Origin of the sequence: uncultured Tessaracoccus sp., from assembly GCF_947286155.1 — a bacterium.
Lineage (GTDB): Bacteria > Actinomycetota > Actinomycetes > Propionibacteriales > Propionibacteriaceae > Arachnia.
Genome location: NZ_CAMYPD010000025.1, coordinates 1 through 26,642, shown reverse-complemented (window position 1 = coordinate 26,642; position 26,642 = coordinate 1). Strand labels below are relative to the sequence as shown.

The window sequence follows — 26,642 nt, the reverse complement described above, 5'->3', positions numbered from 1 at the left end:
AGTGTAACCAAGTGTGCGCAAGCCGATCTGGCTAAGCTCGTCGTATGAGCCTCGACCTAGACGCACCCCTAGCCACCTTGTTGGCGCAGATCGTCGACGTGGAATCCGTCTCCGGCAACGAGCGGGCGCTCGCCAACCTCGTCGAGGAGGCCCTCAGCCTTCCGCATCTTGAGCTCACCCGCGACGACGACTGCATCGTCGCGCGCACCTCGCTGGGGCGCCCCGAGCGCGTCGTGATCGCCGGCCATCTCGACACCGTGCCGGTGGAAGCGAACCTCCCCTCCCGCCGCGACGGCGACGTGCTGTGGGGGAGGGGCACCGTCGATATGAAGGGCGGCATCGCCGTGATGCTCAAGCTGGCCGCAGAGCTCACCGAACCATCGCGCGACATCACCTGGATCTTCTACGACCACGAGGAAGTCGACGCGTCGAAGAACGGCCTCGGACGGCTCGCCCGCAACCACCCCGACCTAGTGCAAGGCGACTTCGCGGTGCTGATGGAACCCACGTCGGCACAGATCGAAGGCGGTTGTCAGGGCACCATTCGGATCGTGTTCGACGTCACCGGCCAAGCGGCCCACTCCGCGCGCAGCTGGATGGGCGTCAACGCCATCCACGCCCTGGTACCCCTGCTCGACGCGCTCGTCGCCTACAAACCACAGCAGATCGACGTCGAAGGCCTGCGCTACCGGGAGGGCCTCAACGCAGTAGCCATCGACGGTGGCATGGCCAACAACGTGATCCCCCCGAAGGCGACGCTCACCGTCAACTACCGGTTCGCACCCAACAAGACCACCGACGAGGCCCTAGCCCACCTGCGCGACGTGTTCGCGGGCCACGAGTTCCGCATCGACGACCTCTCGCCCGCCGCTCGCCCCGGCCTCGACGCGGCGCTGGCCCAGGAATTCGTGCAGGCCGTCGGCGGAGAAGCCCGCCCGAAGTACGGCTGGACCGACGTCGCCCGGTTCTCCGAGCTCGGTATCCCGGCCGTGAACTACGGCCCGGGTGACGCCCACCTCGCTCACCGACAGGACGAACGGGTCGACGTCGCAGAACTCGATCAATGCGCCGACGGCCTGCGTTCCTGGCTGAGTACACCCACCCCGTAAGAAAGGCATCCCGATGATCCCATTTCGTCGCACGCAGGGCCCGCTGGTGCTCGACGGTGCACACGCCAAACAACCCACCGCCGACCAGGCCCTCCTCGATGAGCAATACCGCTGGGAGACGGGCGACCCGTGGCGCGTGCTGCGCATCCAGGCGGAGTTTGTCGAAGGTTTCGACGCACTCGCAGGCCTGCCCCCGGCAGTGAGCATCTTCGGCTCGGCCCGCACCAACCCTGACGACCCCATGTACCAGGCGGGCGAAGAATTGGCGCGACGCCTCGTCGAGCGCGGTTTCGCGATTATCACCGGGGGTGGTCCGGGCATCATGGAGGCCGGCAACAAGGGCGCTCGGGAAGCCGACGGCACCTCGGTTGGCCTCGGCATCGAACTGCCGCATGAGCAGGGCATCAACGAGCACGTCACCCTCGGCATCAACTTCCGGTACTTCTTCGCCCGCAAGGTGATGTTCCTCAAGTATTCCCGTGGTTTCATCACCATGCCCGGTGGATTCGGCACATTCGACGAGCTCTTCGAGGCGCTCACCTTGTTGCAAACCGGCAAGGTCACGCAGTTCCCGCTCGTGCTGTTTGGCGTCGACTACTGGTCGCCGCTCGTCGATTGGCTGAAGCACACGGTCGAGGCTCGAGGCTGCATCTCACCCGGCGACACCGACCTCTTCATCCTCACCGACAACATCGACGCGGCCGTCGACGCCATGGGCGAACCCACCCCGCAGGGCAAATAATGGTGGTCATCATCGTTCTCGCGGCCTTCGCCGTGATGGCGCTCGCCGCGCTCGCCGGTACCGGGAAGTTCGGCGAGTGGATAGAGCCTGTGAACGACCGGCAGAAGGGGCGCATGCCCGACGGCCGAATCACGGCCAACAACGTCGGTGACGTGCGCATCCCTGGGGCACTGTTCGGCTATGACCGCGCCGAGGTGGATGAGTACCTGAGTTTGGTGACCAGCGGCGTGATCGTCGCCGACCCTGTCGAGTTCACCATCCGGCAGCGCGGCTACGACATGCAATTCGTCGACGAACTCATCACCAGGGTGGGCGCTGGGGAGCCGATTCCTGAGTCAGTGCCCGCCGATTTCGGCTCAGACGATAGAATGGGCACCAGTTCGGTTCAAGAGTGAGGAAACAACGATGGCAGCGATGAAGCCCCGCACCGGTGATGGCCCCATGGAGGTCACTAAGGAAGGCCGTGGAATCGTGATGCGTGTTCCCGTCGACGGAGGGGGCCGGCTCGTCGTCGAGATGAACGCCGACGAAGCCAACGCGCTCCTCGACGAGTTGCAGGCCGTGGTCGGTTGACGAATCACGCCACCTAATTGACGCCCGGCGCAGAGCATTTCGCCGGGCGTCGTTGCGTCTCAGGTCAGCCGTGCCGCTCCATGGCCTGGCGATACACGTCGACGGTTTGCCGGGCGATCGTCGCCCAGGAGAACTCGTCGATGCAGCGTTGGCGCCCCGCCTTGCCGAAGGCCTGCGCGCGTGAGGCGTCGCGCACCAACTCGTTCACTTTGACCGCGAAATCCTGCTCGAACGCCTGCACGAACGCTGGGTCGTCGCCTCGCGCCGGATCGTAGGGCACGAGCAAGCCGGTCTCCCCGTCGTTCACCACCTCAGGAATGCCGCCGACGGCGGATGCGACGACGGGCGTCTCGCAAGCCATCGCCTCGAGGTTGACAATGCCAAGCGGCTCATACACCGACGGGCAGGCGAACACCGTCGCGTGGGTGAGCACCTGGCGCACCGATGCGCGCGGCAGCATCTCCTGCACCCACAGCACCTTCGCTGACCGCTGGCGCTGCAACTCGTCGAAGGCCTGCTGGAACTCGGCAGCAATCTCGGGGGTATCGGGTGCGCCTGCGAGCAGCACGAGCTGGACGTCCTCGTCGAACTCCTGTGCCGCCCGCACCAGATGCACGAGACCCTTCTGGCGGGTGATGCGCCCGACGAACGCTACGTACGGCTTGTCGAGGTCGATCCCGAGGCTCCCGACGACATCCGTCCCCGTATCCGGGCGGAACTCGTCGGTGTCGATGCCGTTTTTCACCACAAAAGTTTTCGACGGGTCCAGTTCCGGGTAGCTCTCGAGCACGTCGCGGCGCATCCCCTCGGAGACGGAAATCACGGCGTCGGCGGCTTCGTAGGCGGTGCGCTCGGCCCAGCTGGACACGCGGTAGCCGCCGCCCAGCTGCTCGGCCTTCCACGGCCGGTGGGGCTCGAGCGAGTGCGAGGTGACAACGTGCGGAACGTCGAGCATGAGCCCGCCGATGTGGCCCGCCATGTTGGCGTACCAGGTGTGCGAGTGCAGAATCTGCGTATCCGGGGCGAGTGCGGCGACCATCGAGAGATCAGCACCGAGCACGCGCAGGGCCGCGTTGGCGCCGTCGGGGAACGTTTCTGCGTGCGCGGTGGCTCCGTCGCGAGGCTCGCCCATGCAGTGCACATCGACGTCGATGAGCTTACGCAGTTGCGGAACGAGTTGCGCGACGTGCACCCCAGCGCCTCCGTAGATGGACGGGGGGTACTCACGGGTCAACAGGGACAGCTTGAATGTCATGAGTGCATCGTCCCAGATTTGGGGCACAAATGTTGGCGAAGCAGCGAGTCAGGCTCGAAATGCGCGCAATTTCGGAAAACGTGAAAAAACGAGCGCGGATGCAATAAGTTCGTTGTCATGGTGACACGCTCGAAGATTCTGTCTATCGTCCTCGCGGGTGGCGAAGGAAAGCGTCTGATGCCACTGACGTCGGATCGCGCGAAACCGGCAGTGCCGTTCGGCGGCACCTACCGACTGATCGACTTCGTCTTGTCGAACCTCGCCAACTCGGAGCTGCGCCAGATCGCGGTGCTCACCCAGTACAAATCGCACTCACTCGACCGACACATCTCGATGACGTGGCGGTTCTCGACGATGCTTGGCAACTACGTCGCCCCGGTTCCCGCGCAGCAGCGGCTGGGGCCGCGCTGGTACCAGGGCAGCGCCGACGCCATCTTCCAGTCGCTGAACCTCATTAGCGACGCCGAACCCGACTATGTGGTGGTGTTCGGTGCCGACAACATCTACCGCATGGACATCAAGCAGATGGTGGACGCCCACATCGATTCCGGGCTGAGCGCCACCGTCGCAGGCATCCGCGTGCCCCGTCGGGAGGCGAGCGCCTTCGGCATCATCGACGCTGGCGCCGACGGCAAGATCCGCCAGTTCCTGGAGAAGCCAGCCGACCCGCCCGGCCTGCCGGATTCCCCCGACGAGTCGTTCGCGTCGATGGGTAACTACGTGTTCAGCGCCAAGCAGCTCACTGAAATGCTGCGCGCCGACGCCGAAAACCCCACCTCGCGGCATGACATGGGCGGCGACATCATCCCGGCGTTCACCGAACAGGGTGAATCGCAGGTGTACGACTTCAAAGCCAACGTCGTCCCAGGATCGACAGAGAAAGACCAGGACTACTGGCGCGACGTGGGCACCATCGACGCGTTCCACGAGGCGCACATGGACCTCGTCTCCGTCGACCCGGAGTTCAACCTCTACAACTCCGAGTGGCCCATCTGGACGTCGCAGGTGCAGGCCCCCGGCGCCAAGTTCGTCATCCGAGGGCGCGCAGAGGATTCCATCGTCACCTCGGGCTGCATCATCTCCGGCGGCGAGATCGACCGCTCAGTGCTGAGCCCGCACGTGCACGTCGATAAGTGGGCGCAGGTGTCCGACTCGGTGCTCATGGACAAGGTGCGCATCGGCAAGAATGCCGTCGTTCGGCGCGCGATTCTGGATAAGAACGTTGTGGTGCCCGACGGGGTGCAGATCGGCGTCGATCACGAGCACGACCGCGCTCGTGGGTTGAACGTGTCTGCGGGCGGCGTCGTCGTCGTCGAGAAGGGCATGGTCGTTCCGCGCGACTGAGCTGTGGTAGCCCTCGCCCGGTGTGGCGAGGGCCAGGTCCGCTAGTTCTTGCTGGCGAGCAGCAAGCCGTTACCGACTGGAAGCACCGCCTGCGTGTACTCCTCGGAGAGGTTGATGGCCTCGAGCGCTTCACGGATGATGATCGTCTCGTCCGACTCGTCGTCGGCGTTGGGCACCCGGTTGAACCACAGCACGTCGTGCACGATGAGCAGCCCGCCAGGGCGCAGGAGCCTTCCGGCGGCCGCGATATATTCGACGTACTCGAGCTTGTCGCCGTTGATGAACGCGATGTCGTAGGCGCCATCGCGCAGCTTCGGCAACACGTCGATGGGGGAGCCAGCGATGAGGCGGAATCTCGAATTCTGGACGCCTGCATCGGTGAAGACCTTGCGGGCATCGAGCTGGTTTTCCGTCTCGGCATCGATCGAGGTGAGTACGCCGTCCGTGCCCATTGCCTCGAGGAACGCCATGCCGGAGGCGCCGTGCTGCGTGCCTACCTCGACGACGTTCGTCGCGCCCATCGCCTTCGTGATGGTAGCGAGCGTGGCGACTACGCCGGTGCTGACGGGAACCCGTCCGTTCACGATGGCCTCGTCGCGTGCCGCGCGGACGGCATCCGATGGGGATACGTAGTCTTCGGCCCAGTCCCACGTCGCGGTGGTGGGCGCGCTCAGTTGCGTTGGAGTAGTCACGCAGCCAATCGTAGTCGTCTCGCCACCTGAATGCGCGTACGCACTAGAATGACAGGCACGTCCACCCCAGGGAGGAACCGATGACCGAACAGCTCGAGCCGATTTTCGGGCGGATCATGACGGCCATGGTCACGCCGTTCCGTGATGATCTCTCACTGGACCTCGATGCGGCCGTCACGCTTGCGAAGCACCTCGTCGATGACCTCGGCAACGACGGACTTGTCATCAACGGTACGACGGGTGAGTCACCCACCACTACCGACGCCGAGAAGCGCGACCTGCTGGCGGCCGTCGTCGAAGCTGTGGGGGATAGGGCGAGCATCGTCGCAGGCATCGGCACCAACGACACCCACCACACGATTGGGCGCGCCGAGGAGGCCGCTGAGCAGGGCGCCGACGGGGTGCTCGTCGTGACTCCGTACTACTCCCGCCCGCCAGCAGCCCAGCTTGAGCAGCACTTCAGAACCGTCGCGGACGCGACCGATCTGCCGTGCATGCTCTACGACATTCCGCACCGCTCGGGCTTGCCCATCCCGGAAGACATGCTGATCCGACTCGCCGAACATCCCCGCATCGTCGCGGTGAAAGACGCCAAGGGCGCTATCGCGTCGAGCTCTGTGGTGATGTCGCAGACAAACCTGCAGTACTACGCCGGCGACGACGCCATGCTGCTGCCGCTGCTGGCTGTGGGTGGTGTGGGCGTGGTGGGCACGTCGACGCACTTCACAGCGAAGATTGCCCGCCAGATCACCGAGGCGTTCCTGGCTGGCAAAGTGCGAGAAGCAACGGAACTCAACCGCTTCGCGTTGCCTGCGTTCACCGGCGTATTCGCGTCCCAAGGTGTGATGATGGTGAAGGCCGCGCTCAATGCGCGCGGCATCCACGTCGGCCCGTGCCGTCCGCCCATGGGGGATGTCACCGACGAGCAACTGCAAGGCTTCCTGCGGGTACTCGACGCACATTTCGCGTTCGAACGCGTTGACGCGTGAGCGTGGGAACAAACCCATTCATTGGTTCGTTGTAGTTGATGCACAGGTTCCTCACAGGAAACCGTGGTGAAGTAGAAGACATGGAGCACCAGATGAACGACGCTGCGACGGCCGAATGGGTCGCGCCGACGTGGCAAGAGCTCGTGCGCGATCACTCCGCACAAGTCTACCGCTACGCGCTTCGTCTCACTGGTAACCCTCACGACGCCGAAGACCTCACGCAAGAGGTGTTCGTGCGCGTGTTCAAGTCGATTCATACCTTCAAACCGGGCACGCTGTCTGGCTGGTTGCATCGCATCACCACGAACCTGTTCCTCGACCAGGCCCGTCGTCGTCAGAAAATCCGCATGGATTCGCTGTCCACCGCACCGGAGCAGATCTGGGGGCTCAGCGAAGCCCCAGAGAACGTGCACCTCGACGGCCAATTCGACGCCGACGTCGCCGCCGCGCTCGCCGCGTTGAAGCCTGAATATCGCGTAGCCGTCGTGCTGTGCGACGTCGAGGGCCTGAGCTACGAAGAGATCGCCCAAGTCTTGGACGTCAAGCTCGGTACGGTTCGCAGCCGCATTGCCCGCGGCCGCTCACAGCTCCGGAAGGCGCTGAAGCATCGTGCACCTGCCGAGGGACGTTCGCGGTTCCTCGGGGTTGCCTGACGTGTCGCATGGCTGTGGGAGATTTCACGACGATCTGTCGAGCTTCGTCGACGAGACACTGACGCCTAGACGATGGGACGAGGTCGCGGTTCATCTGGCCGGATGCACTGGGTGTCGTAAAGAAACCGCGGAGATCCGGGAGCTGCGCTCGGCGCTGTCCAATTCGCGCAGTGTCGACGTCGATGCCCCCGCGTCGCTGGCTGATCGACTCGAGGCCATCGCCGGTGATGATTCCGACGTGCCTATTTATTGGGGGAGCGACGGGCCGTCGACGCTACCCTCGAAACGGCGAAGGAGGAAGCGATTCGTGCTGCAGGGCTCTGCAGCGGTGCTCACCTTCGCGATGGGCGTGGCTGTCCTGGCGGTGATGTTGGCCCCTGGTCCGCGCCGGCTGGACGACACCGTCGACGTAGCGCGCGAGCAGTTCGCGCAGCAGATCACAGCCGTGAACGTGCAGGAATCCGTGGGCGCGTTGCTCCTTGCCCAAGACAAGGGCGCGCAGTTCCCCGTCGTGCAGCACGCCGAGGTGTACGGCATCCCGTCCGCGCCGGCCCTTCCCATCTCACGAACCGCAGCCGACTCCATGCTCTCGCGGGGAGCGACGTCGTACGTCGGGCTGGGCGGTGTGCAGGAGGTGTACGTTGCGACCGACGATGGTGGATACGTGCGCGGCAATGTGGCCGTCACCCACGTGGCTGGGCAGGGCTCTGAACTGGTGGTGTTTGACCGCGACGGCAACCGATTCTCGTCGAACTTCGCGCCCGACTACCTCGAAGGCGTCATCGAAGCCCCCGACAGCTGGGACTTCTACGTCTACCCGTCTACGGTGCAGCTCGCCGGGCGCCCGGCGATGGAGCTCGAAGCACGCCGCGACGACGCCGTCGTCGCCCGCTGGTGGCTCGACATCGCCACCGGCATCACGTTGCGCAGCGAACGGTTTGGGGCATCCGAGCAGCCGACCATCGTCTTTGGCTACGGAGAAGTGCGAGTGGGTGAAATTGCGCTGTCCGAGGACGCTCCGCGTACGGTGTCGCTGTCGAAGGCCACGGCGAGCGGTGCGCGCGGGTGGTGCGTCGGGCTGAAGACCTGCCCTTATGAGCTCGCCGGGTTGCCGCTGGTGGCGTACTCGTCGACAAACACGCAAGGCGAGCAGGCGATGAGCCTGGTGTACTCGAACGGGTTCCAGACGCTGAGCGTGCGTTGGATGGAGGGGAAGCTGGCCGAGGGTGAAGCTGTGAGCGCAGCAGCCGCGACGGGGCTCCCTTCGGTGACTGCGTGGCAGGCGGGGCGTGGCGTGGTGTCGGTCACGACGAACGGCAGCCAGAAGCTGCTCGTGGAGGCCGTCGAGGAGTTACCTGACCGTGCGCCCTACGACCGCGGGGTTGGTGCGCGGCTCGTCGCAGGCTTGGGCCGACTCACAGGCCTCGGCTGATTCGGTAGCATTTCGTTCATGTTTGGGATTGATGCGGTCGAACTCGTCTTGATCCTCGTGCTTGCCGTGCTGCTGTTCGGGCCCGAGAAACTTCCGCAGTTTTCACGGAAGGCGGCTCGTGTCTACGTCTATCTGCGAGGCATCGCGAATAACACGCAGAACACGCTGCGCGACCAGCTTGGCCCCGAGTACGCTGATCTCGAACTCGCCGACCTGAACCCCAAAGCGTTTGTGAAGAAGCACCTCAGCCAAGAGGTCGCCGCCATCGAGGAAGCCAAGCGCGAAATCGAGGAGATGCGCCAGCAGCTGGAAGAAGCCACGCAGAAGGTGGAGAGTGAGGTCGATGGGGCCAAGGAGGCGGCGCATGCCGCAGTGAGCTCCAGTGCCGACGCGCCGGCCGCCACCTGGGAGGCCCCTCCCTTCGACGACGAGGCGACGTAGGCCTCTGCCGCCCCCGACCGTCGAGTAGGTGGTGCACCCTGACCGTCGAGTAGGCGGCGCCCACCCTCCGACCGTCGAGTAGCGGCCTGCGCCCACCCCTGACCGTCGAGTAGGGCCGGAGGCCCGTATCGAGACGCGGTGACGGGGTTTCGATACGCCCGCTGTGCGGGCTACTCAACCACCGGGGTGGGCGGCTACTCAACCACCGGAGTGGGCGGGCGGCTACTGGCGCGGGGTCAGGTTGAGGCGCTGCCCGAGCAACGATGGCTTACGGGTGAGCAGATCGTCGGCCAACTTCGTGATCGCCTGTGCCGAGGCGTGGTCGGGGGCAGAGTCGACGACAGGGGTGCCGCGGTCGCCGCCGGCGAGGAGTTGCTCGTCGAACGGAACCTGCGCGAGCACCTCGACCGGGTACCCGACACGCTCAGAGAGCGCCTCAGCCACCAGCGCGCCGCCGCCGGATCCGAACAGCTCCAGGCGCTCCGTCTCGCCACAATGTGAACAATGATGCTCGAGGTAGGCCATGTTCTCGACCACACCCAGCACCCGCTGCTCCATGATGTGCGCCATGGTGCCGGCGCGCTCCGCGATCTCCCACGCAGCCTGCTGCGGGGTGGTCACGACGAGCACCTCGGAGCCGGGGATCTTCTGCCCGAGGCTCATCGCGACGTCGCCCGTGCCTGGAGGAAGATCGAGGAGGAGGTAGTCGAGGTCGCCCCAGAACACGTCGGTGAGGAGCTGCGTGAGCGCGCGGTCGAGGATGGGGCCGCGCCATGCCACCACCTGGTCGCGCGACTGCTTGAGCATGCCCATCGAGATGACCTTCAGCCCCTCGAGTGCAGGCACGGGGAGGATCATGTCGTCGACGACGGTGGGGCGGGCGTCGCCGAGGCCCAAGAGGTCTGGGATGGAGTGGCCGTAGATGTCGGCGTCGAGGATGCCGACGGAGCGCCCAGCCTTCGCCAGCGCGACGGCGAGGTTCACCGTCACCGACGACTTGCCCACGCCGCCCTTACCGGAGGACACGGCGATCACCTTCGTGAGGTTGCCGGGCTGCGCGAACGGGATGACGCGCTCGGGTTCGCCGCCGCGCAGCATCTGGCGCATGGCCTCGCGCTGCTCGTCGTTCATCACGCCCAGTTCGACATCGACGCTGGTCACGCCGTCGATGGGTTCGACGGCGGCGCGCACGCGCTGGGTGATCTCGGAGCGCATCGGGCACCCCGACACGGTGAGCAGCACACGCACGAACACGTGACCCTCGTCGGTCGCGTCGATCTCGTCAACCATGCCCAGATCGGTGATGGGACGACGAATTTCGGGATCCTCGACGCCGTGGAGTGCTTCGCGGACAAGCGGAAGAAGTGGGTTTTCAGTCACCATCTCAGTCTGTCATGGATCGTGGAAGGATCAAGCGGAGAGGGGGCCGCGTCGCCCGTCGAGCGCATCCCCGAGGAACACGAACGACGCACCGACGAGCGCCAACAGCCACACCTGGCCGAGGGCTGCGATCACCACGACGATCGGTACCACGACGACTTTCAACATGAAGCGCTCTTGCAGGGCAAGGCTACGCCGCGACCCTGGAGTCAGCAGCACCCACCACATACCGGCGTACGAGACGCCGAAGACGACGGCGATCACAATTGCCACCCAGCCGTGTCCGCCGATGGTGGACAGCGAATAGGCGCCCGTGGCGAGGAGGACGAGGTGCCCGATGAGCGAGAGGAGCGCGAACCAGCGGATGCGCACCGGGGCGTCGGCTTCGTCGGGAAGCTTAGGCGTTGACATCATCGGCCTCCGGCTGTTGACGGGCGTCGAGTTCGTTGAGGAGGTCGCGCAGTTCGGTGCGCAGCTCGGAACGGACGAAATCGCGAGTAGCGAGCTCGCCCAGGTTCATGCGAATCGCGGCGATTTCGCGGGCGAGAAAATCCATGTCGGCACGTGACTGGGCAGCGAGGCGACGGTCCTCGTCGAGGCTGATTTTGTCACGATCCTCCTGGCGGTTTTGGGCCAGCAGAATCAGCGGCGCGGAGTACGAGGCCTGCGTCGAGAAAAACAGATTGAGCAAGATGAACGGGTACGGATCCCATTTCAAGCCGTAGATGCCGACGAGGTTCAGCGCCACCCAGGCCACGACGATGACCGTCATGTAGACCAGGAACTTGGCGGTGCCCATGAACCGCGCCACCGCCTCGGCAAACAGGCCGAACGTCTCCGAATCGAGCTGCACCTTCGGGAAGAATGAACGTTTCCCGTCGCGTGGTTTCGAGAGATCAACCTCAGCCATGGTCTACCTCCTCACGTCGATCGTCGGACGGTTCCTCACCGTCCATCTGGTCGCCGCGCCAGTCGTCGGGGAGCATATGGTCGAGCACATCGTCGACGGTGACCGCGCCGACGAGCTGCCCCGCGTCGTTGACGACCGGCGCCACGACGAGGTTGTACGTCGCGAAGTACCGGCTCACCTGCGCCAGCGGGGTGCTCGTATGCAAGGGCTCGAGCGTCTCATCCATCATGGTGGCTACCATCAGGGTCGGCGCCTCGCGCAGCAGGCGCTGGGCGTGGATGGCGCCAATGTACTTGCCAGTAGGGGTTTCGACGGGGGGTCGGGCCACGAACACCATCGACGCGAGCGCCGGGGTGAGGTCTTCGTTGCGCACGTATGCGAGGGCTTGCGCCACCGTCGCATCGCTCTCGAGAATCACCGGCTCGGGGGTCATCATGCCGCCAGCAGTGAACTCGCCGTAGACCAGGAGCCGCCGCACGTCGGAGGCATCCTCAGGCTCCATGTGCTGCAGCAGATCTTCGGCGACGGCGGCCGGCAGGTCTCGGATCAGGTCGGCGGCGTCGTCGGGGTCCATCTCTTCGAGCACGTCGGCGGCGCGCTCGGTGTTCAACGCCGAGATCACCTCGATCTGCTCGTCCTCCGGCAGCTCCTCGAGCGCCTCGGCCAACATGTCGTCCTCGAGCGCGTCGAGCACTTCGCCGAGCTGGCTCGGGTCCATGTCGTGCAGCTCTTTGGCGATGTCAGCGGGATTCATGTCGGCGAATTCCGCGACGAGGTTCGCCGTCGTGCGCCCCCGCGTGGCTTTGAGTGCGGGGACTTCTTTCCAAGAGACCACCTTCGGCTCCGACTTGCCGCCGAAACCAAACCGGCCCACCTTGGTGACCCGCCGGATGGCCACCTGGGAGAGCTCCCACTCGTGGCTGCGGAACTCGTTCATGGAGACGTCAAGAATGGTGGTGGTGCCGTCGCCGCCCTCGAGCGGGCGGTCGAACAGGTCGGCGGCGACGAGGAGTTCCCCTTCGCGGCGCTGAAACTTTCGGGTGTCGATGGTGCCTTGGATCGACACCTGGTTGCCCGTGATGTGGTGCACGCGAACCATGGGAATGAAGATGCGCTGCTTCGCGAATAGCTCGACGACAAGGCCTTTCACCCGCGGCGCGCGGCCGTCGGCCCGGATGTAGCAGATGATGTCGCGGATGCGGCCGACCTGACTGTCGGAGGCGTCGACGAGGGGCAACCCGATCACACGCGAAATGAACACCTGCTCCATGAGCACCAATCTAGCGGTTGGGCCGCTGGGCCAGAACAATGCCTGCGGGCGACGCTGTCCGAAAAACTGCAAAACTCGCCAACAGCTGAGCCTCTCCCGCGTGAGCCAAGCGTGAGGCGTTGCACTGTTGGCGAGTTTTGCAGTTTGTGTCAGCAGTACCCGGCGCCGGAGTTATCCACAGCCTAGAAATTCGTCCTTCACCTACGTGGAGAATTCCGGTGAAGTGTGGGTATGCACGCAGAACTTCGCAGGCTCATCGCTGAGGATGGCGCCATCGCACGCAGCCAGCACCCTGAGCTGCACAACCCCATTCGCCATGCGGTGCAGGCGGGGCAACTCGTCCCACTGCTTCCGGGCACATACTCGGTGGAGTGCTCGTTCACCACACTCGTGGCGGCGGTCAGGTTATGGGACCCCGACGCCGTATTCACCGGGGCCACAGCAGCCAAGCTCAGCTGGTGGGACGAACTCCCGACGGACACGGTGCAGGCCATCTCTCGACGTAGAACCACCCGCGAGGTGCCTGGGCTCCGTCTCACTCGGGGCACCGTCGAGCCATCCGTCGTCTTCGAACATGGGGGCCTACGGCTCGTGCACCCCGCATGGAGTGCGCTGGAGCTCACCGACGAACTGGGCGGCGAAGCCATCGACGAGGCTCTGCGCCGACGAGCCACCTCGCTGCCGGCCATGCGTTGGGCGCTCGGGCAGATGAGCGATCGCCCGGGCAACACGGAGCGCCGAAGGCTATTGCTCGAATCCAGGGATGAGCCGTGGTCGGAGCTCGAGCGGGACGGTCATCGTAGGCTGCGGCGTGCGCGGCTCACCGGCTGGAAGGGGAACTACCGGATCGTGCTGCCCAATGGTTCCGTGCGCTACGGAGACATCGTGTACGAAGAGCCTCAGCTCGTGGTGGAACTCGACTCGTGGACACACCACTCCTCGCGTGAGGCGTTCGTCGATGATCGGCGGAAGGATGTCGAGCTCACTCTCCAGGGCTGGACGGTGCTGCGCTTTACCAAGGACACCATGGACGACCTGGTGCCCTCGGTGCGCGCGGCACTGCAGATGCTGAACGCTGGCCCGCCGCGATGAACTGCGAAACTCGCCATCAGTTGAGCCTCTCCCACGTGCCTCCAGCGTGAGGCGTTGCACTGATGGCGAGTTTTGCAGTTCATCGCAGGGCAATAGCGGCCGCGCGGAACCCGCCACAGCACCTGTGGAAGGATTGGTCTGACCGACGCTAGGGAGGATCTATGTGCCCCGGGCAACCCTCATCCGACGACGCCACCCACCCCACTCGCACGCGGCGGCGCCGGCTGCGTGACCAAGTAGCGTTCGTCTGGCTCTTCGCCCTACTCGTGGTGATCGGGACGCATGTGTGGGTGCCGCAGGCCACGTGGCTGATGATTCACCTGGTGTTGCTGGGCGCCTTGTCGCACTCGGTGCTCGTGTGGAGCGAGCACTTCGCCCACACGCTGCTGCGCTATACCCCAGATGACCAAGCCAAAGCTGGTCAAGCGTGGCGCATAGCGCTGCTGGCCGCCGGTTCCTTGCTCGTGTTCATCGGGTATCCCGCCTCGTGGTGGTGGGTGCTTGCCGTCGGTGCGACGCTGGTGGTAGCAAGCATCATCTGGCATTGCATGCACCTGGCGCACGTCGCGAAGCGGGCGCTGCCTTCCCGATTCCGAGTAGTGATCCGCTACTACGTGGCAGCCGCATGCCTGTTTCCGGTCGGCATCGCGCTGGGAGCAACCCTTGCGTTCGGCATCCCGGAGCCCTGGTTTGGGCGGCTGCTGACCGCGCACATCATGGTGAACGTCGGTGGCTGGATAGGGCTTACCGTGACGGGCACGCTGGTGACGTTCTGGCCGACGATGGTGCGAGCCAAAATGGACGATCGCGCGCCGCGCCTGGCCGTGCAGGCGCTGCCGGTGCTCGTCGGGGCGGTGCTGCTAGGGGCGACGGGCTCCCTCGCGGGGGTGCGTGTGTTGGCGGTGGCGGGCCTGGTCGCCTACCTTGCCGGTTTGTTGTGGTGGGGGCGCGCATTGTGGGCGCCGGTTGCGCGCAAAGGCATCCGCGAATTTGCGCCGGCGTCCGTCGGATTGGCACTGTGCTGGGCTCTCGTCGCGTTGTGCTGGGTGACATGGCAGGTGGCAACTGGCGACGGATGGGCTGCCGCGTCGGCAAGATTCCCTCTGATCGGTGGGGTGATCGCCGCTGGTTTCGGCGCGCAGATTTTGATCGGTGCGCTCACTTATCTCATCCCCTCGGTGATTGGTGGCGGGCCTTCGGTCGTGCGGGCTGGCCAGTCGGTGCTGCACCGCTGGACCACCTTCCGCATCGTGGTGCCCAACGTCGCTCTCGTGTTGTGGTTGGCGCCGGTGCCGTCGTGGGTGAAAGTGGCCAGCTCCGCGGTCGGTGTGGTCACGCTGGCGATGTCCCTGCCCATCCTGATCCGCGGCGCCTACGCCAGTGTGCGCGCCGCCCGCGCCAAGCGTGCAGGCGACGAAGTGCCGGCGGCCCAGGTACCGACGGCGTGGACGGCTCGCGGGCTCCTCGCGGCAGGCCTCGCGCTCGCGTTAGCCGTGGCGGTTGGTATCGCGGTGGACCCCGGTGCTGCCGGGCTCCGCAGCCCACGTGGCGGCGGGAACGTCGTCGCGACGGGGGAGACCACGCGGGTGGAGGTGACCGTCGAAGGGATGAGTTTCGTGCCAAGCCGGGTGGAGGTGCCGGTGGGGAATCGTCTGGTCGTGCATCTGCGCAATACGGGTGATGACGCGCACGACCTCACCATCGGTGGGGCGCATTCCGGCAGGCTCGCGCCCGGTGAGGAAGCGGAGGTGGACGCTGGGGTAATAGGCGCTGACATCCAGGGCTACTGCACCGTCGCCGGACACAAGCAAATGGGGATGACGTTCGACGTGGTCGCCACCGGGGCCGACGCCGACGAGCACCCAGGCCACACAGCCACAGCTCCGACGGCGGTCCCACCCGTTGCGGGGGCTACGTTGCCGTCGGCGGTGGATCCGAAGCTCCCGCCCCTCTCCGACGAACGGGTGCATCGCGCCACATTCACCGTTACCGAAGTGCCGCTCGAAGTAGCACCGGGGCTGTGGCAGACCCGCTGGACGTTCAACGGGGCTTCCGTGGGGCCGACGCTGCGCGGCAAGGTGGGCGACGAGTTTGAAATCACGCTGGTAAATGAGGGGTCGATGGGTCACTCCATCGATTTCCACGCCGGCGTCCTCGCCCCCGACGAGCCGATGCGCACCATCCAGCCGGGCGAACGTCTGGTGTACCGGTTCACCGCCGAGCGCGCTGGCATCTGGATGTACCACTGCTCCACCATGCCCATGAGTACACACATCGCTGCGGGGATGCACGGGGCGGTGGTGATCGAGCCGGACGGCCTCGACCCCGTGGATCACGAGTACGTCATGGTGCAGTCCGAGCTGTACCTCGGCAACGCCGCGCGCTCCGCCGACGACGCGACGGAGATCGACGCCGACAAGTTGGCTGCGGAGAAGCCCGACCGTGTCGTGTTTAACGGCGTTGCCGACCAGTACGCGCAGCACCCGCTACGGGTGCGAGCAGGCGAGCGCGTGCGGTTCTGGGTGCTTGACGCCGGCCCCAACCGAGCGCTGTCATTCCACGTTGTGGGCGGGCAATTTGACACCGTGTGGGAGGAAGGACGCTACCTCATCCGCCAGGGCAAGTCCGCCGACGGTGGTGTCGACGGCGGGGCCCAGGTGCTGCCGCTTCTCGCCGCGCAGGGTGGCTTCGTCGAACTCACATTCCCGGAACCCGGGCACTACCCCTTTGTGAACCACATCATGCTCGACGCCGAGCGCGGCGCGCGGGGCATCGTCGAGGTGACGGGCTGAACTTAGTGCCCCAGGCGGGTGTCTCCGTCGGTGATGTCGTACACCGACCAGTGCTGCTGCCGGAGCCGCCGGAAGAAACTGCGGATGATGTCGGCGACGGTACCCGGCGCGGCGACGGTCACCTGATGGGCGACGTCGGGCACGACGCGCATGTCCGCCCCGGGTGCCGATTCCAGCACCACTTCGAGGTCTGCGATGGGATGCGACTCATCCTTCTCCCCGGAGATCAGCATGATGGGGGTGTAGAGCTTGTGGAGGTCGCCCCGGAAGTCGTAGGTGGCGAGGCAGCGGCAGAGCTGCGCGTACGAGTGGTCGTCGGATGCGGCGAGGCCTTCCATGATGGCCGCCACCTTGCCGGGCTCCTCCGCGACGAAGTCGGGCGTGAACCAGCGGTCCTGGGTGCTCGTGACGAGGCTGACGGTGCCGTCGCGTTCGACGAGTTCCGCGCGCTCGAGCCACGTTTCGGGCGTGCCGATGGTGGCGGCCGAAGCGACGACGATGACGCCCTCCAGCAGGTCACTGTGGTCGCGGGCGAGGTACATGCCAAGCGCACCGGACAGGGACAGCCCGGCGAAGAACGTCGACCTGTCGGGGAAGTGCTTGATGATGCCTTCGACGGTCTCGGCGAGCGACGCGGCCAGGGCCTCCATCGTCGGCTCCATCGCGTCATTCCATGGCGCCCCCATGCCCTGGCCGGGCAGGTAACAAAACACCACGACGGCGTCCTTGGCGAGGTGCCCTGCCACCTGGTTCCACTGGTGTGCGGTGTCGCCGCCCAGGCTGCCAGCGACGATGAGGAGGCGGTCAGCGTCGGAATCGGGGTTGTATGTGTGCCACGTCAGTTCCATACCAATAACTTACCTGCACCCAAACTCCCGGGCGCGCGAGGTAGGGAAAACGCATGCACCCGACTAGGCTTTCTTCCATGATGAAGCTCCCGGTTGTACGACCCACGCGAGGTGTTGCCTGATGCGACGCCGCACTATACTGTCCGTTCTCAGCGCCCTCGCGGCGGGCACCACGCTGGCTGCCTGCGGCGGTGACACCACCTCCGACGAGGCCTCCGAGGCTCCCTCCTCCGACGAGGCCCCCACCGCGGTGCCCGACAGCCGGAAGGCGCCCACCGTCGAAGTGCCCGAGGGCAACCCGCCGGCTGAACTCAAGATCGAAGACGAGATTGTGGGCGGCGGCGCCGAAGCCACGAAGGGGAGCACCCTCCAGGTGCACTACGTCGGCGTCTCCTGGAGCACAGGTGACGAATTCGACTCGTCGTGGAAGCGCGGCGAGCCACTGGAATTCCAGGTTGGCGCAAACATGGTGATCCAGGGCTGGGACGAGGGCCTACAAGGTATGAAGGTGGGCGGCAGGCGTCGCATCACCATCCCGCCCGAGATGGCATACGGTAGCGAAGGTGTGGGTGGCGTGATCGGCCCGAACGAGACGCTGATCTTCGTCTGCGACCTGGTCTCGGTCCAGTAGCAGGTGCGGGCGACGCGTCAGTCGAAGTGGCGTGCCCGGTAGCCGGGCATATCCGCGAGCGTGTCCTTCGCTTGCTGGGCCATGTTGTGCTCCACCAGCACCTCGTATTTACCTGCGACGGTTTGGCTCATCGAGTCAAAATCTCGTTTACCCTGCGTGAGCGAGTAGCCGAGACCGGCGGTGAGCACGCCCATGACGATGCCGAGAGCCAAGCCCATCGTCAGTAGCGGCAGGGGGTTGTCGCCGCCGAAGACCAGCATGAGCAGTAGGCCGAGGATCATGCCGGTGGTGATGCCGGAGAGTGCGCCCTGGCCGAGCACGCGTCCCCACGTGCGGCGTCCGACGACGCGCTCCACCAGGCGCAGATCGGTGCCGACGATGAGCACGTTCTGGACGGGGAAGCCCTTGTCAGACAGGAAATCCACCGCAGCCTGGGCATCTTCATAGTGGGTGAATTCCCCCAGCGATTGGGGGAATTGCAACCGAAAACGCTCCTGCATTCTGCCGCGCATGGGTCTGCCGCCGTTCACCGTCATGTCTCCAGGCTAGCCGGTGTGGACGAAGGGGCAGGTGCATCGAGTACCAAACTGCAAAACTCGCCATCAGTTCGAGACCTCACGCATGGTCTACCCGTGACGCTTCCCGCTGATGGCGAGTTTTGCAGTTTTGATGAGGGTACCCGTGGGTCCGTTCGGCCCGTCAGCCCTGCAGGCGCGCGAACCAGGCCTCGACGTCGTCCGCGGTGCGGGGGAACGCGTCGCTCAGCACGACGGGGCCGTCCTCGGTGATGAGCACGTCATCTTCAATACGCACTCCGATGCCGCGGTACTCCTCGGGCACGAGCAGGTCGGTGGACTTGAAGTAGATGCCCGGTTCGACCGTGATGATCATCCCCGGCTGCAGGGTGCCCTCGCGGTAGTCCTCGCGCGACGCGTGCGCGCAGTCGTGCACGTCGAGCCCGAGGTGGTGCGACGTGCCGTGCACCATCCAGCGACGGTGCTGTCCGCCCTCTTCGGACACCGACTCATCGACGCTCACCGGCAGGATGCCCAGCTCCTCACAGAACTCGGCCACCACCCGGATCGACGCGGCGTGCACGTCCTTCCAAGGCCTGCCCGCCACGCAGGCGTCGATGCCGGCCTGCTGCGCGCACAGCACGGCGTCGTAGACCCGACGCTGTTCGGGTGTGAACGTTCCTCCGACGGGCAGCGTGCGGGTGATGTCGGCGGTGTACAGCGAGTTCACCTCGACGCCTGCGTCGAGCAGCAACAGATCGCCGTCGGCGAGGTCGCCGTCGTTGACGATCCAGTGGAGCGTGTTGGCGTGGTCGGCGCCCGCCGCGATGGTGTCGTAGCCGACGGCGTTACCCAGGTGGCGGGCGTGGAGCGCGAAGATGCCCTCAACCCACCGCTCGCCGCGCCCATTCGCCACCGCGTTGGGGAGCTCCCGGATGACCGCGTCGAAGCCCACCTTCGTGGCGGCGATGGCGCACCCCATCTCATCGATCTCGTACTGATCCTTCACGAATCGCTGCGACGAGGCGAGACGATGCAGTTCCGCGTCGGCCTCCTCGTCGGCCCCATCGCGCAGGCGGTCGACGAGCTCCGTCACCGCTGGGTCGGCCTCGCGCACGACGCGCAGGTTGTCGCGCCCGGCGAGGTATTCCTCGAGGGAGCGCACGTCGCGGCTCTCGAGGCCAGTGAGGCTCGCCATCTCATCGAGGGAGTCGCGCTGGCCCACCCACATCTCGCCGTAGCGTGCGTCGGCGTAAAACTCGCGGTCGGTGCGCGGGGCGCGCGGACGGAAGAACAACACCGACTCCGATTCGCTCACGACGAGCACCGCGTCGGGCTCCCTGTCCTCACCCAAACCCGTGTAATAGGCGAAGGCGGTGTGGGGGCGGAAGCGGTAGTCGGTGTCGTTGGCGCGCACCTTGAGCGGGCCCGCGGGGAACACCAGCGTCGCCCCTCGGTTCTGCTCGACGATGACCTCCCGCCGCTTGGCCGCCCACGGCGCCGATGCCAGCTCCGTCGGCAGTTCATCGGAATAGGGTTCCCACCCCGAGACGATGAACTTCTTGAACTTCTCCGAGTAGGGGTCGCGGCGATTGGTGTTCGAGTCACTCATGCCGGTCAGTGTAGACGCTCGCGGTGGAGCCACTACGAGCGGATGGAGGCGTCACACCTTGCGGATTGATATTTCCTCAATGTGGTGGTCGGGCCCCTTGCGCAAAATGGCGGTGGCGCGCCCCTTCGTCGGCTCGATGTTGTGGCGCAGGTTCGGGCCGTTGATTTCGTCCCACACCCCGTGTGCAAACTGGGTGGCCTGCTCGTCGTTCATGTGCAGGAATTGGGTGTAGAAATCGTCGGGTGCGCCCGTGCAGCGTCGCTTCAGCTCTAGGAAGCGTTCCGTGAACCAGCTCTTGATATCCGTCTCGTCGGCGTCGACGAACACTGAGAAATCGAAGAAGTCGCTCACTGAGAGGCCTGCGCGCCCGTCCTTCTCGACGCGCGCGGGCTGGAGCACGTTGAGCCCCTCGATGATGAGGATGTCAGGGGATTCCACAACGATGGACTCGCCCTCGATGATGTCGTACTTCGAGTGCGAATAGACGGGCGCCTCGACGTGCTCGTCGCCGGATTTCACGTCCATGAGGAAGCGCAGTAGTTTCTTGCGGTCGTACGACTGGGGGAAGCCCTTGCGGGCGAGCATGCCTCGTCGCTGCAGCTCAGCGTTGGGGCGCAGGAATCCGTCGGTGGTGACGAGGTCGACGTTGGGGGAGCCCGGCGCTTGGCGGAGCAGCTCCTGCAGCAGCCGGGAGACCGTCGATTTCCCGACGGCCACCGAGCCCGCCACCGCGATCACGAACGGCGTGCGGCGCTCGTGCAGCGCGAGGAACTTGTTGCGCTCCTCGTTGAGACGGCTGGCGTTCTCGAAGGTGAGGTAAAGCAGCTGCGTGAGCGGGCGGTACACCTCGGCCACGTCTTCGAGGCTGGTGGGGTCGCCGATGCCGCGAAGCTTGGCGAGCGTTTCCTCGTCGAGGCGGATGGACGTGAGATCTGACAGCGCAGCCCAGCTGCTGCGCTTGAGCGTGACGTACGGCTCGGCCACGAGGCCTCCTTCGCGGAAATCCGGTGTTCATACCACCCTACCGGCGCGCCCTTTGCCACCAAAAGATGTCGACAAAGCGGTACACAGCAGGATGCGTGCCGGATGTCAAGAAACGCGCAATCATGCTGTACATTTTGGGTTCATGTGCGGAATTGTTGGATATGTAGGCCCCCGAAACGCCAAGGACGTGGTGATCTCCGGGCTGAGAAGGCTGGAGTACCGCGGGTACGACTCGGCGGGCGTCGCCGTCGCCAGCGGCGGGCGCATCGAATGGCGGAAGCGGGCGGGGAAGATCGCCAATCTCGAAGCCGCCATCGAAGCGGAGCCGCTTGGCCAGTCCGACGTCGCCATCGGCCACACCCGCTGGGCCACCCACGGCGCGCCCACCGACGCCAACTCCCACCCCCACGTGGCCGGGCGCATCGCCGTCGTGCACAACGGCATCATCGAGAATCACGCCGCGCTGCGCGAGCAGTTCGACGAGGAGTTTCTCTCGGAGACCGACTCCGAGGTGGCTGCCCACCTGTTGAACCGCGAAGTGCGCTCCGGCAAGGGGCTCACGGAGGCCATGCGCGCCGTCGCGCCGCAACTTGAGGGGGCCTTCACGCTCGTCGCTATCGATGCCGAGGAGCCGCAGCGCATCGTCGCCGCCCGTCGCAACTCACCACTGGTGGTGGGCAAGGGCGAAAGGGAGTTCTTCCTCGCATCCGACGTGGCCGCGTTCATCGAGTTCACCCGCGAGGCCGTCGAGCTGGGGCAAGACCAGATCGTGGAACTCGACGCCGACGGCATCACCGTCACAGATTTCGACGGCAACCCCGCCGACTACAAGGAGTTTCACGTCGACTGGGACCTAAGCGCCGCCGAGAAGCAGGGCTTCGACTGGTTCATGCGCAAGGAAATCTTCGAGCAGCCCTCCGCCGTCGCGGACACCCTGCTCGGCCGTCAAGATGAGCGCGGGGAGCTCGTGCTCGACGAGCTCCAGATCCGCCCCGAGGAGCTCCGACGGGTGAACGAGGTGGTCATCATTGCGTGCGGCACCGCGTACTACGCGGGCTTCGTCGCCAAGTACGCCATCGAGCACTGGGTGCGCATCGCCTGCGAAGTGGAGCTGGCTAGCGAGTTTCGCTACCGCGACCCCATCGTCGACGCTGGCACGCTCGTCGTCGCCATTTCGCAGTCGGGCGAAACCGCCGACACGCTCATGGCCATCCGGTACGCCCGTGAACAGGGCGCCAAGGTGGTGGCCATCTGTAACACGAACGGCGCCACGATCCCGCGCGAATCCGACGCGGTCATCTACACCCACGCCGGCCCGGAGATTGGCGTGGCATCGACGAAGGGGTTCACCACGCAGCTGGTGGCCTGCTACCTGCTGGGCCTCTACCTGGCGCAGGTGCGCGGCATGAAGTTCGGCGACGAGATCGCCGCCATCCTCGACGAGCTGGAGCGGATGCCCGCGTTCATTCAGGGAATTTTGGACGGCGCCGAGCAGTACTACGCGCTCGCCAAGACGATCCGTGACGAGCCCTCGATGCTGTTCCTCGGCCGCCACGTCGGCTATCCCGCGGCGCTCGAGGGTGCGCTGAAGCTGAAGGAGCTGGCGTACATCCACGCCGAGGGCTTCGCTGCCGGTGAGCTCAAGCACGGCCCCATCGCGCTGATTCACGACGGGCTGCCGGTGTTCGTCGTGGTGCCTCCGGCAGGGCGCGATCAGCTGCGTGACAAGGTGATCGCCAACATCGCCGAGGTGCGGGCGCGCGGGGCGCGCACCATCGTGCTCGCGGAGGAATCCGACGACGAGGCGCGGCACAACGCCACCGATTTCCTGGCGCTGCCGCGCGTCTCGACACTGCTGCAGCCCTTGGTTGCCATCGTGCCCCTGCAGCTCTTCGCCTGCGAGATGGCTACGCTGCTCGGCCACGATGTAGACCAACCCCGCAACCTCGCGAAGTCGGTCACCGTGGAGTAACGCTGCTTGGGGGGCGCGTCGGAGCTCGGTGTTCTGGCCGCAGACGTTAGATACGCGGGGTCGACGTTGCCGGCGGTGATGACGCATTCGGTGGAGGCCACGTGTCTCCTTTATCCACGGCTCCTGGCCGCCGCAGGCACTGTGGGAGTGACCCCGTCGGGTGGAATACTGGGCTACATGACCGGCGGGTTCTTCGACGACGACTACGACCCGCTCGCCCCGATGCTGGCGGGCGAGGAGGCGTGCGCAGACTCGGAGTCGCTTGGCAGCTTCGGCCCGGGCGACGAGGATGACCCGTTGGAGCTGGGTGACGTTGACGACGGGGGTTTCGGCGACGGCATCGTGCGCATCTGGGTTGACGACGACGGCCGCCTCGAGAAGGTCCGCGTCAGCCCGTACTGGTTCAAGAAGTTGCAGGGCTCCGACACCTTGGCTGGGAGCTTCAATCAAGCGTTCCAGGTGGCCGGGATGCGGCTCGCTTCTCCGAAGGAGGCCGAGTTGCCAGACTTCGACGAGGAGCTCGGCGAGCTGCCCGAACCTACGTTCGAGAACCTCCGGATTGTGCGCCTCATGATCGAGGAGAACTCGCGACTGATCGCGGCCGCGGCGGAGGAAGCCGCGCAGCTTCCCGCGGTGCCGCAGCGCCGCCTCACCGGCCGGCACGAGGGGGCAATCGTGGTGCTCGACGCCGATGGCCGCCCCGACGAGGTCCGCTTCGACGAGGCCTGGCTTGATGAAGTCCAAGTGGGCCCGCTCGCCAACGCCGTCATGCGCGCGGCCAACAAGGCGTACGCGCAGCGCGTTCCCTCCGAACCCGACCCCCGTTTCGTTGCACTCGATGACTACCAGCACAGGCAGGAACTCCTGTTGGCCGGGTTGTTCCGTATGCTTAACCCGAAGAAGGTGAACCCATGACCGAGGCAGAGGAAATGTGGAAGGCGCTGCAGCGTCGCGCCGCGGAATCCACTATGCGTGGCATATTCGCAGAGAGTGATGATCTCGTGCACGACGACGATCTTCGCGAGAGGGCGATCAACCCCAACGCCAGTGGAGGCAAGGGCAAGAGCGGCCAGCAGGGCACGATGCCGCCGATGATGATGGGTGGTGCCGGCGGCGCTGGCGCCACCGGAGCCGGTGCGGCAGGCGCATCGGGCGCCATGGGCGCAGGTATGGGTGCGGCTGCTGGTCAGGCGGGCGCCGCAGGCGCGATGGGTGCCGGATCGATGAGTGCGCTCGGCGCCGCAGGCGCGATGCGCGGTGGCGGAGCTGGCGCAGGCGGGCTCGCGGCAGGTGGCGGTGTTGGCGCTGGTGGGCTCGGTTTAGGCAGCGGCTCGGGGCTCGGCGGCGTGCAAGCGGCGGGTGGTTCGGATGGCTCCATCCCGGACGGGTGGAAGCTTGGTGATCCGATTCTTCCCGGCGACCCCCGGCATCCGGGCGGTGATGTCGGAGCGATCATGCCCGGCGATCCCATCTATAGCAACCTCGTTCCCGGCTACATCCCCCGTGCCGGCAACCTCCCCGGTGTCGACGGCCCCGGCCTCCGCGAAGGCTTCGGCCCCGGTCCTCGCGGCGGGGGAGACGTCCCGTCGCCTAGCTTTTCCGGCCCCCACGGTGGGGGGATCAAGGCTCCTTCCTCCGGAAGCAGCCCCGACGGTCTCGGTGGCGGGGGCGTCAACCGCCTCGGTGGCATCCCGCACAAGGGCGGCATCAACGACGCAGGCGGTGTGGCAGACCCGACGAGCATGGGCGGCGCCGGTGCTCTCCGCGGCGTCGGTGGCGCGGACGGCGGCTCCGGTATCGGTGCAGGTGGCATCTCCGATGGTACGGGCGGCGGCTCCGGTGGCGGAGGCGGTGCTGGCGGCGGAGATTTCACCGTCGACTCGAGCAAGCTGCGTGATTTCGCGAAGGCCTGGGACGAGACGTCCGAGCAGGTGTCGGTTCAGATCCCTCAGATGGTGCAGCCGGAAAACTTCGGTTTCGCCGGGCCAGCCCTCCGTGAGGCGCGGGCGCTGGCGGAGAAAACCAACAAGTGGTCCGACGAGGCCTCGCGCGAGTTCTCGGGTATCGCCCAGAGATTGCGTCTTACCGCGGCGGATTATGACGAGCGGGAGCAGATTAATGCCTCGATCGGTGGACAGATGGGAGTGGCCCAGTGAGTTTCCAGCAAGCAAGCGCGGGCATCGGCGCCGGAGGGCTCCTGGCGGCTACCTCGCAGTTCCGTAGCGAGCACGCCGGGCTCATTTCGAAGGGTGAAGGCGAGTACCAACGCATTCCGGAGACGATCGGTCAGTTCGAGGCCGCGCGTGTGGCAGCAGACCAGCGTGATGCGGCGAAGTCCAGATCCTTCTGGTCCGAGTTGGGCGAGTTCAGTAAGCACGGCTTCAACTACTGGGCGGACAAAGCCCGGTTCGAGGAAGACATTGAAGAGCTCGTCGAAGGAGCGAAGCAGGCACTGGAGGAGCTTCGCAGCGAAGTGGCGAAAGCGACGGTGCACCTGGACGTTCCGGACAGGCTTCGAGCGGAGGGCCGGCAGTGGGAGCGGGTACATCGGGCGTTGCTCGAGCCTGAGGAGCGGTTGCCCGGCTTCCAGCAGATCGAGGGATGGACAGGCCAGGCCGCAGAGGTGTACCGGACAATGGCAAAGATTCAAGATCAGGCCGTCAAGGAATATGTGCCTATGGCTTTCGCGATGCGAAAGACGTTGGCGGCGGCCCAGGAGTACAACGAAGCGGTGCTCACCGCGGTGCAAGGTTCCCTGGCGAAGGCCCTCGAACAGGCACGGAAAGACGTGCCAGGAGGTCCGAAAGAGTATTACACGAACACGGCCAATTTCATCACGGCCGTCTCCCAAGCGAAACTCGAAATTCGGCGCGCGCTGAGCATGGCCAAGGCGCCGAGCGAGGCTCTGGCGGGCGAGGTGCAGCGCCAGGCAGCCTCTCCCGCGGTCATCGCCGCAGGCTGGCCGACGGGCACTTCCTTGGCGGATACTGCTGCCCGGCAGGGTGCCGGAGTGGAAGGCCGCGATCTGGACGACAGCGTCGACCTCGAAGTCTGTCTCCTGCCCGTGCAGGCAGCGGAGCGCTGAGGGCTATTCTGCCCCACAGGCTTGTTGGAAGGAGGAACATGGAGATGCGACGTATTCCCGCGCTGATCGTGGCGGTTGTGGTTTCCGCTGGGCTGGTTGCTTGTGGTCCGGGTTCGGGGGTGGGGTCTGTGGAGCCGTCGTCGTCGGGGAGGGGGCCTTCGGTGGGTGCGTCTCCTGGGGGGTCGGGGGAGTCTACGTTGCGGGCTTCGGAGTCGCCGGTGGGTCGGTCGTCGGAGGAGCCGACCGGTCCGTCTTCTGGGCCGACGGTGGTGGAGGATCCGAGGTGGCCGGCGCCGGTGTTGGTGGGTTGGGATCCGAGTT

27 protein-coding genes are annotated in these 26,642 nt (G+C 65.7%); 17 read left to right on the top strand and 10 right to left on the bottom strand.

The features are described from left to right. Positions 1-44: 44 nt before the first annotated feature. Genes dapE through Q0X68_RS07790 form a run of 4 tightly spaced genes read left to right on the top strand, consistent with a single transcriptional unit; the run spans position 45 to position 2,424 of the window. On the top strand, positions 45-1,109 hold the full coding sequence (gene dapE / locus Q0X68_RS07805) for a succinyl-diaminopimelate desuccinylase (protein WP_297749916.1): 1,065 nt from the start codon (positions 45-47) through the stop codon (positions 1,107-1,109). Between the two features lie 13 nt (positions 1,110-1,122). Then, positions 1,123-1,851, top strand: coding sequence for a TIGR00730 family Rossman fold protein (locus Q0X68_RS07800; RefSeq protein WP_297749914.1), 729 nt, complete (start codon positions 1,123-1,125; stop codon positions 1,849-1,851). Further along, positions 1,851-2,246 (top strand): hypothetical protein, encoded by a 396-nt coding sequence (locus Q0X68_RS07795; RefSeq protein WP_297749912.1) that lies wholly within the window; start codon positions 1,851-1,853, stop codon positions 2,244-2,246. The genes Q0X68_RS07800 and Q0X68_RS07795 overlap by 1 nt, the downstream gene beginning before the upstream one ends. Positions 2,247-2,256: 10 nt before the next feature. Next, the gene (locus Q0X68_RS07790) at positions 2,257-2,424 is read left to right on the top strand and encodes a DUF3117 domain-containing protein (protein WP_108870483.1); all 168 of its coding nucleotides are present in this window, start codon (positions 2,257-2,259) and stop codon (positions 2,422-2,424) included. Between the two features lie 64 nt (positions 2,425-2,488). Here Q0X68_RS07790 and glgA read toward each other — a convergent pair whose 3' ends face one another. Beyond that, positions 2,489-3,679 carry a glycogen synthase gene (gene glgA / locus Q0X68_RS07785; protein WP_297749910.1) on the bottom strand — a complete coding sequence of 397 codons (1,191 nt, stop codon included), beginning with the start codon at positions 3,677-3,679 and terminating at the stop codon, positions 2,489-2,491. 117 nt (positions 3,680-3,796) lie between these two features. On the opposite strand from glgA, the gene glgC reads away from it, so the two are divergent. Next, positions 3,797-5,023 carry a glucose-1-phosphate adenylyltransferase gene (gene glgC / locus Q0X68_RS07780; protein ID WP_297749908.1) on the top strand — a complete coding sequence of 409 codons (1,227 nt, stop codon included), beginning with the start codon at positions 3,797-3,799 and terminating at the stop codon, positions 5,021-5,023. A gap of 41 nt (positions 5,024-5,064) precedes the next feature. Here the strand turns inward: glgC and Q0X68_RS07775 are convergent, their stop codons facing one another. After that, the gene (locus Q0X68_RS07775) at positions 5,065-5,715 is read right to left on the bottom strand and encodes an O-methyltransferase (protein ID WP_297749906.1); all 651 of its coding nucleotides are present in this window, start codon (positions 5,713-5,715) and stop codon (positions 5,065-5,067) included. 80 nt (positions 5,716-5,795) lie between these two features. On the opposite strand from Q0X68_RS07775, the gene dapA reads away from it, so the two are divergent. The 4 genes from dapA (at position 5,796) to Q0X68_RS07755 (ending at position 9,230) form a co-directional block, all read left to right on the top strand. Then, on the top strand, positions 5,796-6,704 hold the full coding sequence (gene dapA / locus Q0X68_RS07770) for a 4-hydroxy-tetrahydrodipicolinate synthase (protein ID WP_297749904.1): 909 nt from the start codon (positions 5,796-5,798) through the stop codon (positions 6,702-6,704). Positions 6,705-6,784: 80 nt separating this feature from the next. Beyond that, positions 6,785-7,357, top strand: coding sequence for an RNA polymerase sigma factor SigE (gene sigE / locus Q0X68_RS07765; RefSeq protein WP_297749902.1), 573 nt, complete (start codon positions 6,785-6,787; stop codon positions 7,355-7,357). Position 7,358: 1 nt separating this feature from the next. Beyond that, the gene (locus tag Q0X68_RS07760) at positions 7,359-8,789 is read left to right on the top strand and encodes an anti-sigma factor (protein WP_297749900.1); all 1,431 of its coding nucleotides are present in this window, start codon (positions 7,359-7,361) and stop codon (positions 8,787-8,789) included. Between the two features lie 18 nt (positions 8,790-8,807). After that, positions 8,808-9,230 (top strand): sec-independent translocase, encoded by a 423-nt coding sequence (locus tag Q0X68_RS07755; protein ID WP_297749897.1) that lies wholly within the window; start codon positions 8,808-8,810, stop codon positions 9,228-9,230. 222 nt (positions 9,231-9,452) lie between these two features. Here Q0X68_RS07755 and Q0X68_RS07750 read toward each other — a convergent pair whose 3' ends face one another. From Q0X68_RS07750 to Q0X68_RS07735, 4 genes are read right to left on the bottom strand one after another with little or no spacing between them, the layout of a single operon-like run. Then, complete coding sequence (locus Q0X68_RS07750; protein WP_297749894.1) at positions 9,453-10,613, bottom strand: Mrp/NBP35 family ATP-binding protein; 1,161 nt, start codon at positions 10,611-10,613, stop codon at positions 9,453-9,455. Positions 10,614-10,640: 27 nt separating this feature from the next. Next, positions 10,641-11,024 (bottom strand): hypothetical protein, encoded by a 384-nt coding sequence (locus Q0X68_RS07745; protein WP_297749892.1) that lies wholly within the window; start codon positions 11,022-11,024, stop codon positions 10,641-10,643. Further along, a complete protein-coding gene (locus Q0X68_RS07740) occupies positions 11,008-11,520 on the bottom strand; it encodes a DUF1003 domain-containing protein (protein WP_297749890.1) in 513 nt (170 codons plus the stop codon). The genes Q0X68_RS07745 and Q0X68_RS07740 overlap by 17 nt, the downstream gene beginning before the upstream one ends. Next, positions 11,513-12,790, bottom strand: coding sequence for a magnesium transporter MgtE N-terminal domain-containing protein (locus Q0X68_RS07735; protein WP_297749887.1), 1,278 nt, complete (start codon positions 12,788-12,790; stop codon positions 11,513-11,515). The genes Q0X68_RS07740 and Q0X68_RS07735 overlap by 8 nt, the downstream gene beginning before the upstream one ends. Before the next feature lie 231 nt (positions 12,791-13,021). On the opposite strand from Q0X68_RS07735, the gene Q0X68_RS07730 reads away from it, so the two are divergent. Both Q0X68_RS07730 and Q0X68_RS07725 read left to right on the top strand, forming a co-directional pair. After that, positions 13,022-13,882 (top strand): DUF559 domain-containing protein, encoded by an 861-nt coding sequence (locus Q0X68_RS07730; protein ID WP_297749884.1) that lies wholly within the window; start codon positions 13,022-13,024, stop codon positions 13,880-13,882. A 161-nt stretch (positions 13,883-14,043) separates the two neighbouring features. Next, entirely contained in the window at positions 14,044-16,674 is a 2,631-nt protein-coding gene (locus Q0X68_RS07725) for a multicopper oxidase domain-containing protein (RefSeq protein WP_297749882.1), read from the top strand. Between the two features lie 2 nt (positions 16,675-16,676). On the opposite strand, the gene Q0X68_RS07720 is transcribed toward Q0X68_RS07725, so the two are convergent. Further along, positions 16,677-17,522: an alpha/beta fold hydrolase gene (locus Q0X68_RS07720; protein ID WP_297749879.1), complete on the bottom strand. Its 846-nt coding sequence runs from the start codon at positions 17,520-17,522 to the stop codon at positions 16,677-16,679. 250 nt (positions 17,523-17,772) lie between these two features. Between Q0X68_RS07720 and Q0X68_RS07715 the strand changes: the two genes are divergently transcribed. After that, positions 17,773-18,153 (top strand): FKBP-type peptidyl-prolyl cis-trans isomerase, encoded by a 381-nt coding sequence (locus tag Q0X68_RS07715; RefSeq protein WP_297749951.1) that lies wholly within the window; start codon positions 17,773-17,775, stop codon positions 18,151-18,153. 17 nt (positions 18,154-18,170) lie between these two features. On the opposite strand, the gene Q0X68_RS07710 is transcribed toward Q0X68_RS07715, so the two are convergent. The 3 genes from Q0X68_RS07710 to coaA all read right to left on the bottom strand — a co-directional run bounded on the left by Q0X68_RS07710 (position 18,171) and on the right by coaA (position 21,264). After that, complete coding sequence (locus tag Q0X68_RS07710; protein WP_297749877.1) at positions 18,171-18,689, bottom strand: general stress protein; 519 nt, start codon at positions 18,687-18,689, stop codon at positions 18,171-18,173. A 163-nt stretch (positions 18,690-18,852) separates the two neighbouring features. After that, on the bottom strand, positions 18,853-20,280 hold the full coding sequence (locus tag Q0X68_RS07705) for an aminopeptidase P family protein (RefSeq protein WP_297749874.1): 1,428 nt from the start codon (positions 20,278-20,280) through the stop codon (positions 18,853-18,855). Positions 20,281-20,331: 51 nt separating this feature from the next. Beyond that, the gene (gene coaA, locus Q0X68_RS07700) at positions 20,332-21,264 is read right to left on the bottom strand and encodes a type I pantothenate kinase (protein ID WP_297749871.1); all 933 of its coding nucleotides are present in this window, start codon (positions 21,262-21,264) and stop codon (positions 20,332-20,334) included. 142 nt (positions 21,265-21,406) lie between these two features. Between coaA and glmS the strand changes: the two genes are divergently transcribed. From glmS to Q0X68_RS07675, 5 genes are all read left to right on the top strand, one after another. Further along, on the top strand, positions 21,407-23,236 hold the full coding sequence (gene glmS, locus Q0X68_RS07695; protein ID WP_297749868.1) for a glutamine--fructose-6-phosphate transaminase (isomerizing): 1,830 nt from the start codon (positions 21,407-21,409) through the stop codon (positions 23,234-23,236). Between the two features lie 78 nt (positions 23,237-23,314). Continuing rightward, positions 23,315-24,151: a hypothetical protein gene (locus Q0X68_RS07690; protein WP_297749865.1), complete on the top strand. Its 837-nt coding sequence runs from the start codon at positions 23,315-23,317 to the stop codon at positions 24,149-24,151. After that, the gene (locus tag Q0X68_RS07685; RefSeq protein WP_297749861.1) at positions 24,148-25,392 is read left to right on the top strand and encodes a WXG100 family type VII secretion target; all 1,245 of its coding nucleotides are present in this window, start codon (positions 24,148-24,150) and stop codon (positions 25,390-25,392) included. Before Q0X68_RS07690 ends, Q0X68_RS07685 begins: the two co-directional genes overlap by 4 nt. Next, positions 25,389-26,321, top strand: coding sequence for a hypothetical protein (locus tag Q0X68_RS07680; RefSeq protein ID WP_297749858.1), 933 nt, complete (start codon positions 25,389-25,391; stop codon positions 26,319-26,321). Before Q0X68_RS07685 ends, Q0X68_RS07680 begins: the two co-directional genes overlap by 4 nt. 38 nt (positions 26,322-26,359) lie before the next feature. After that, the coding region (locus tag Q0X68_RS07675; RefSeq protein ID WP_297749855.1) for a hypothetical protein at positions 26,360-26,642 on the top strand (283 nt) is incomplete at its 3' end.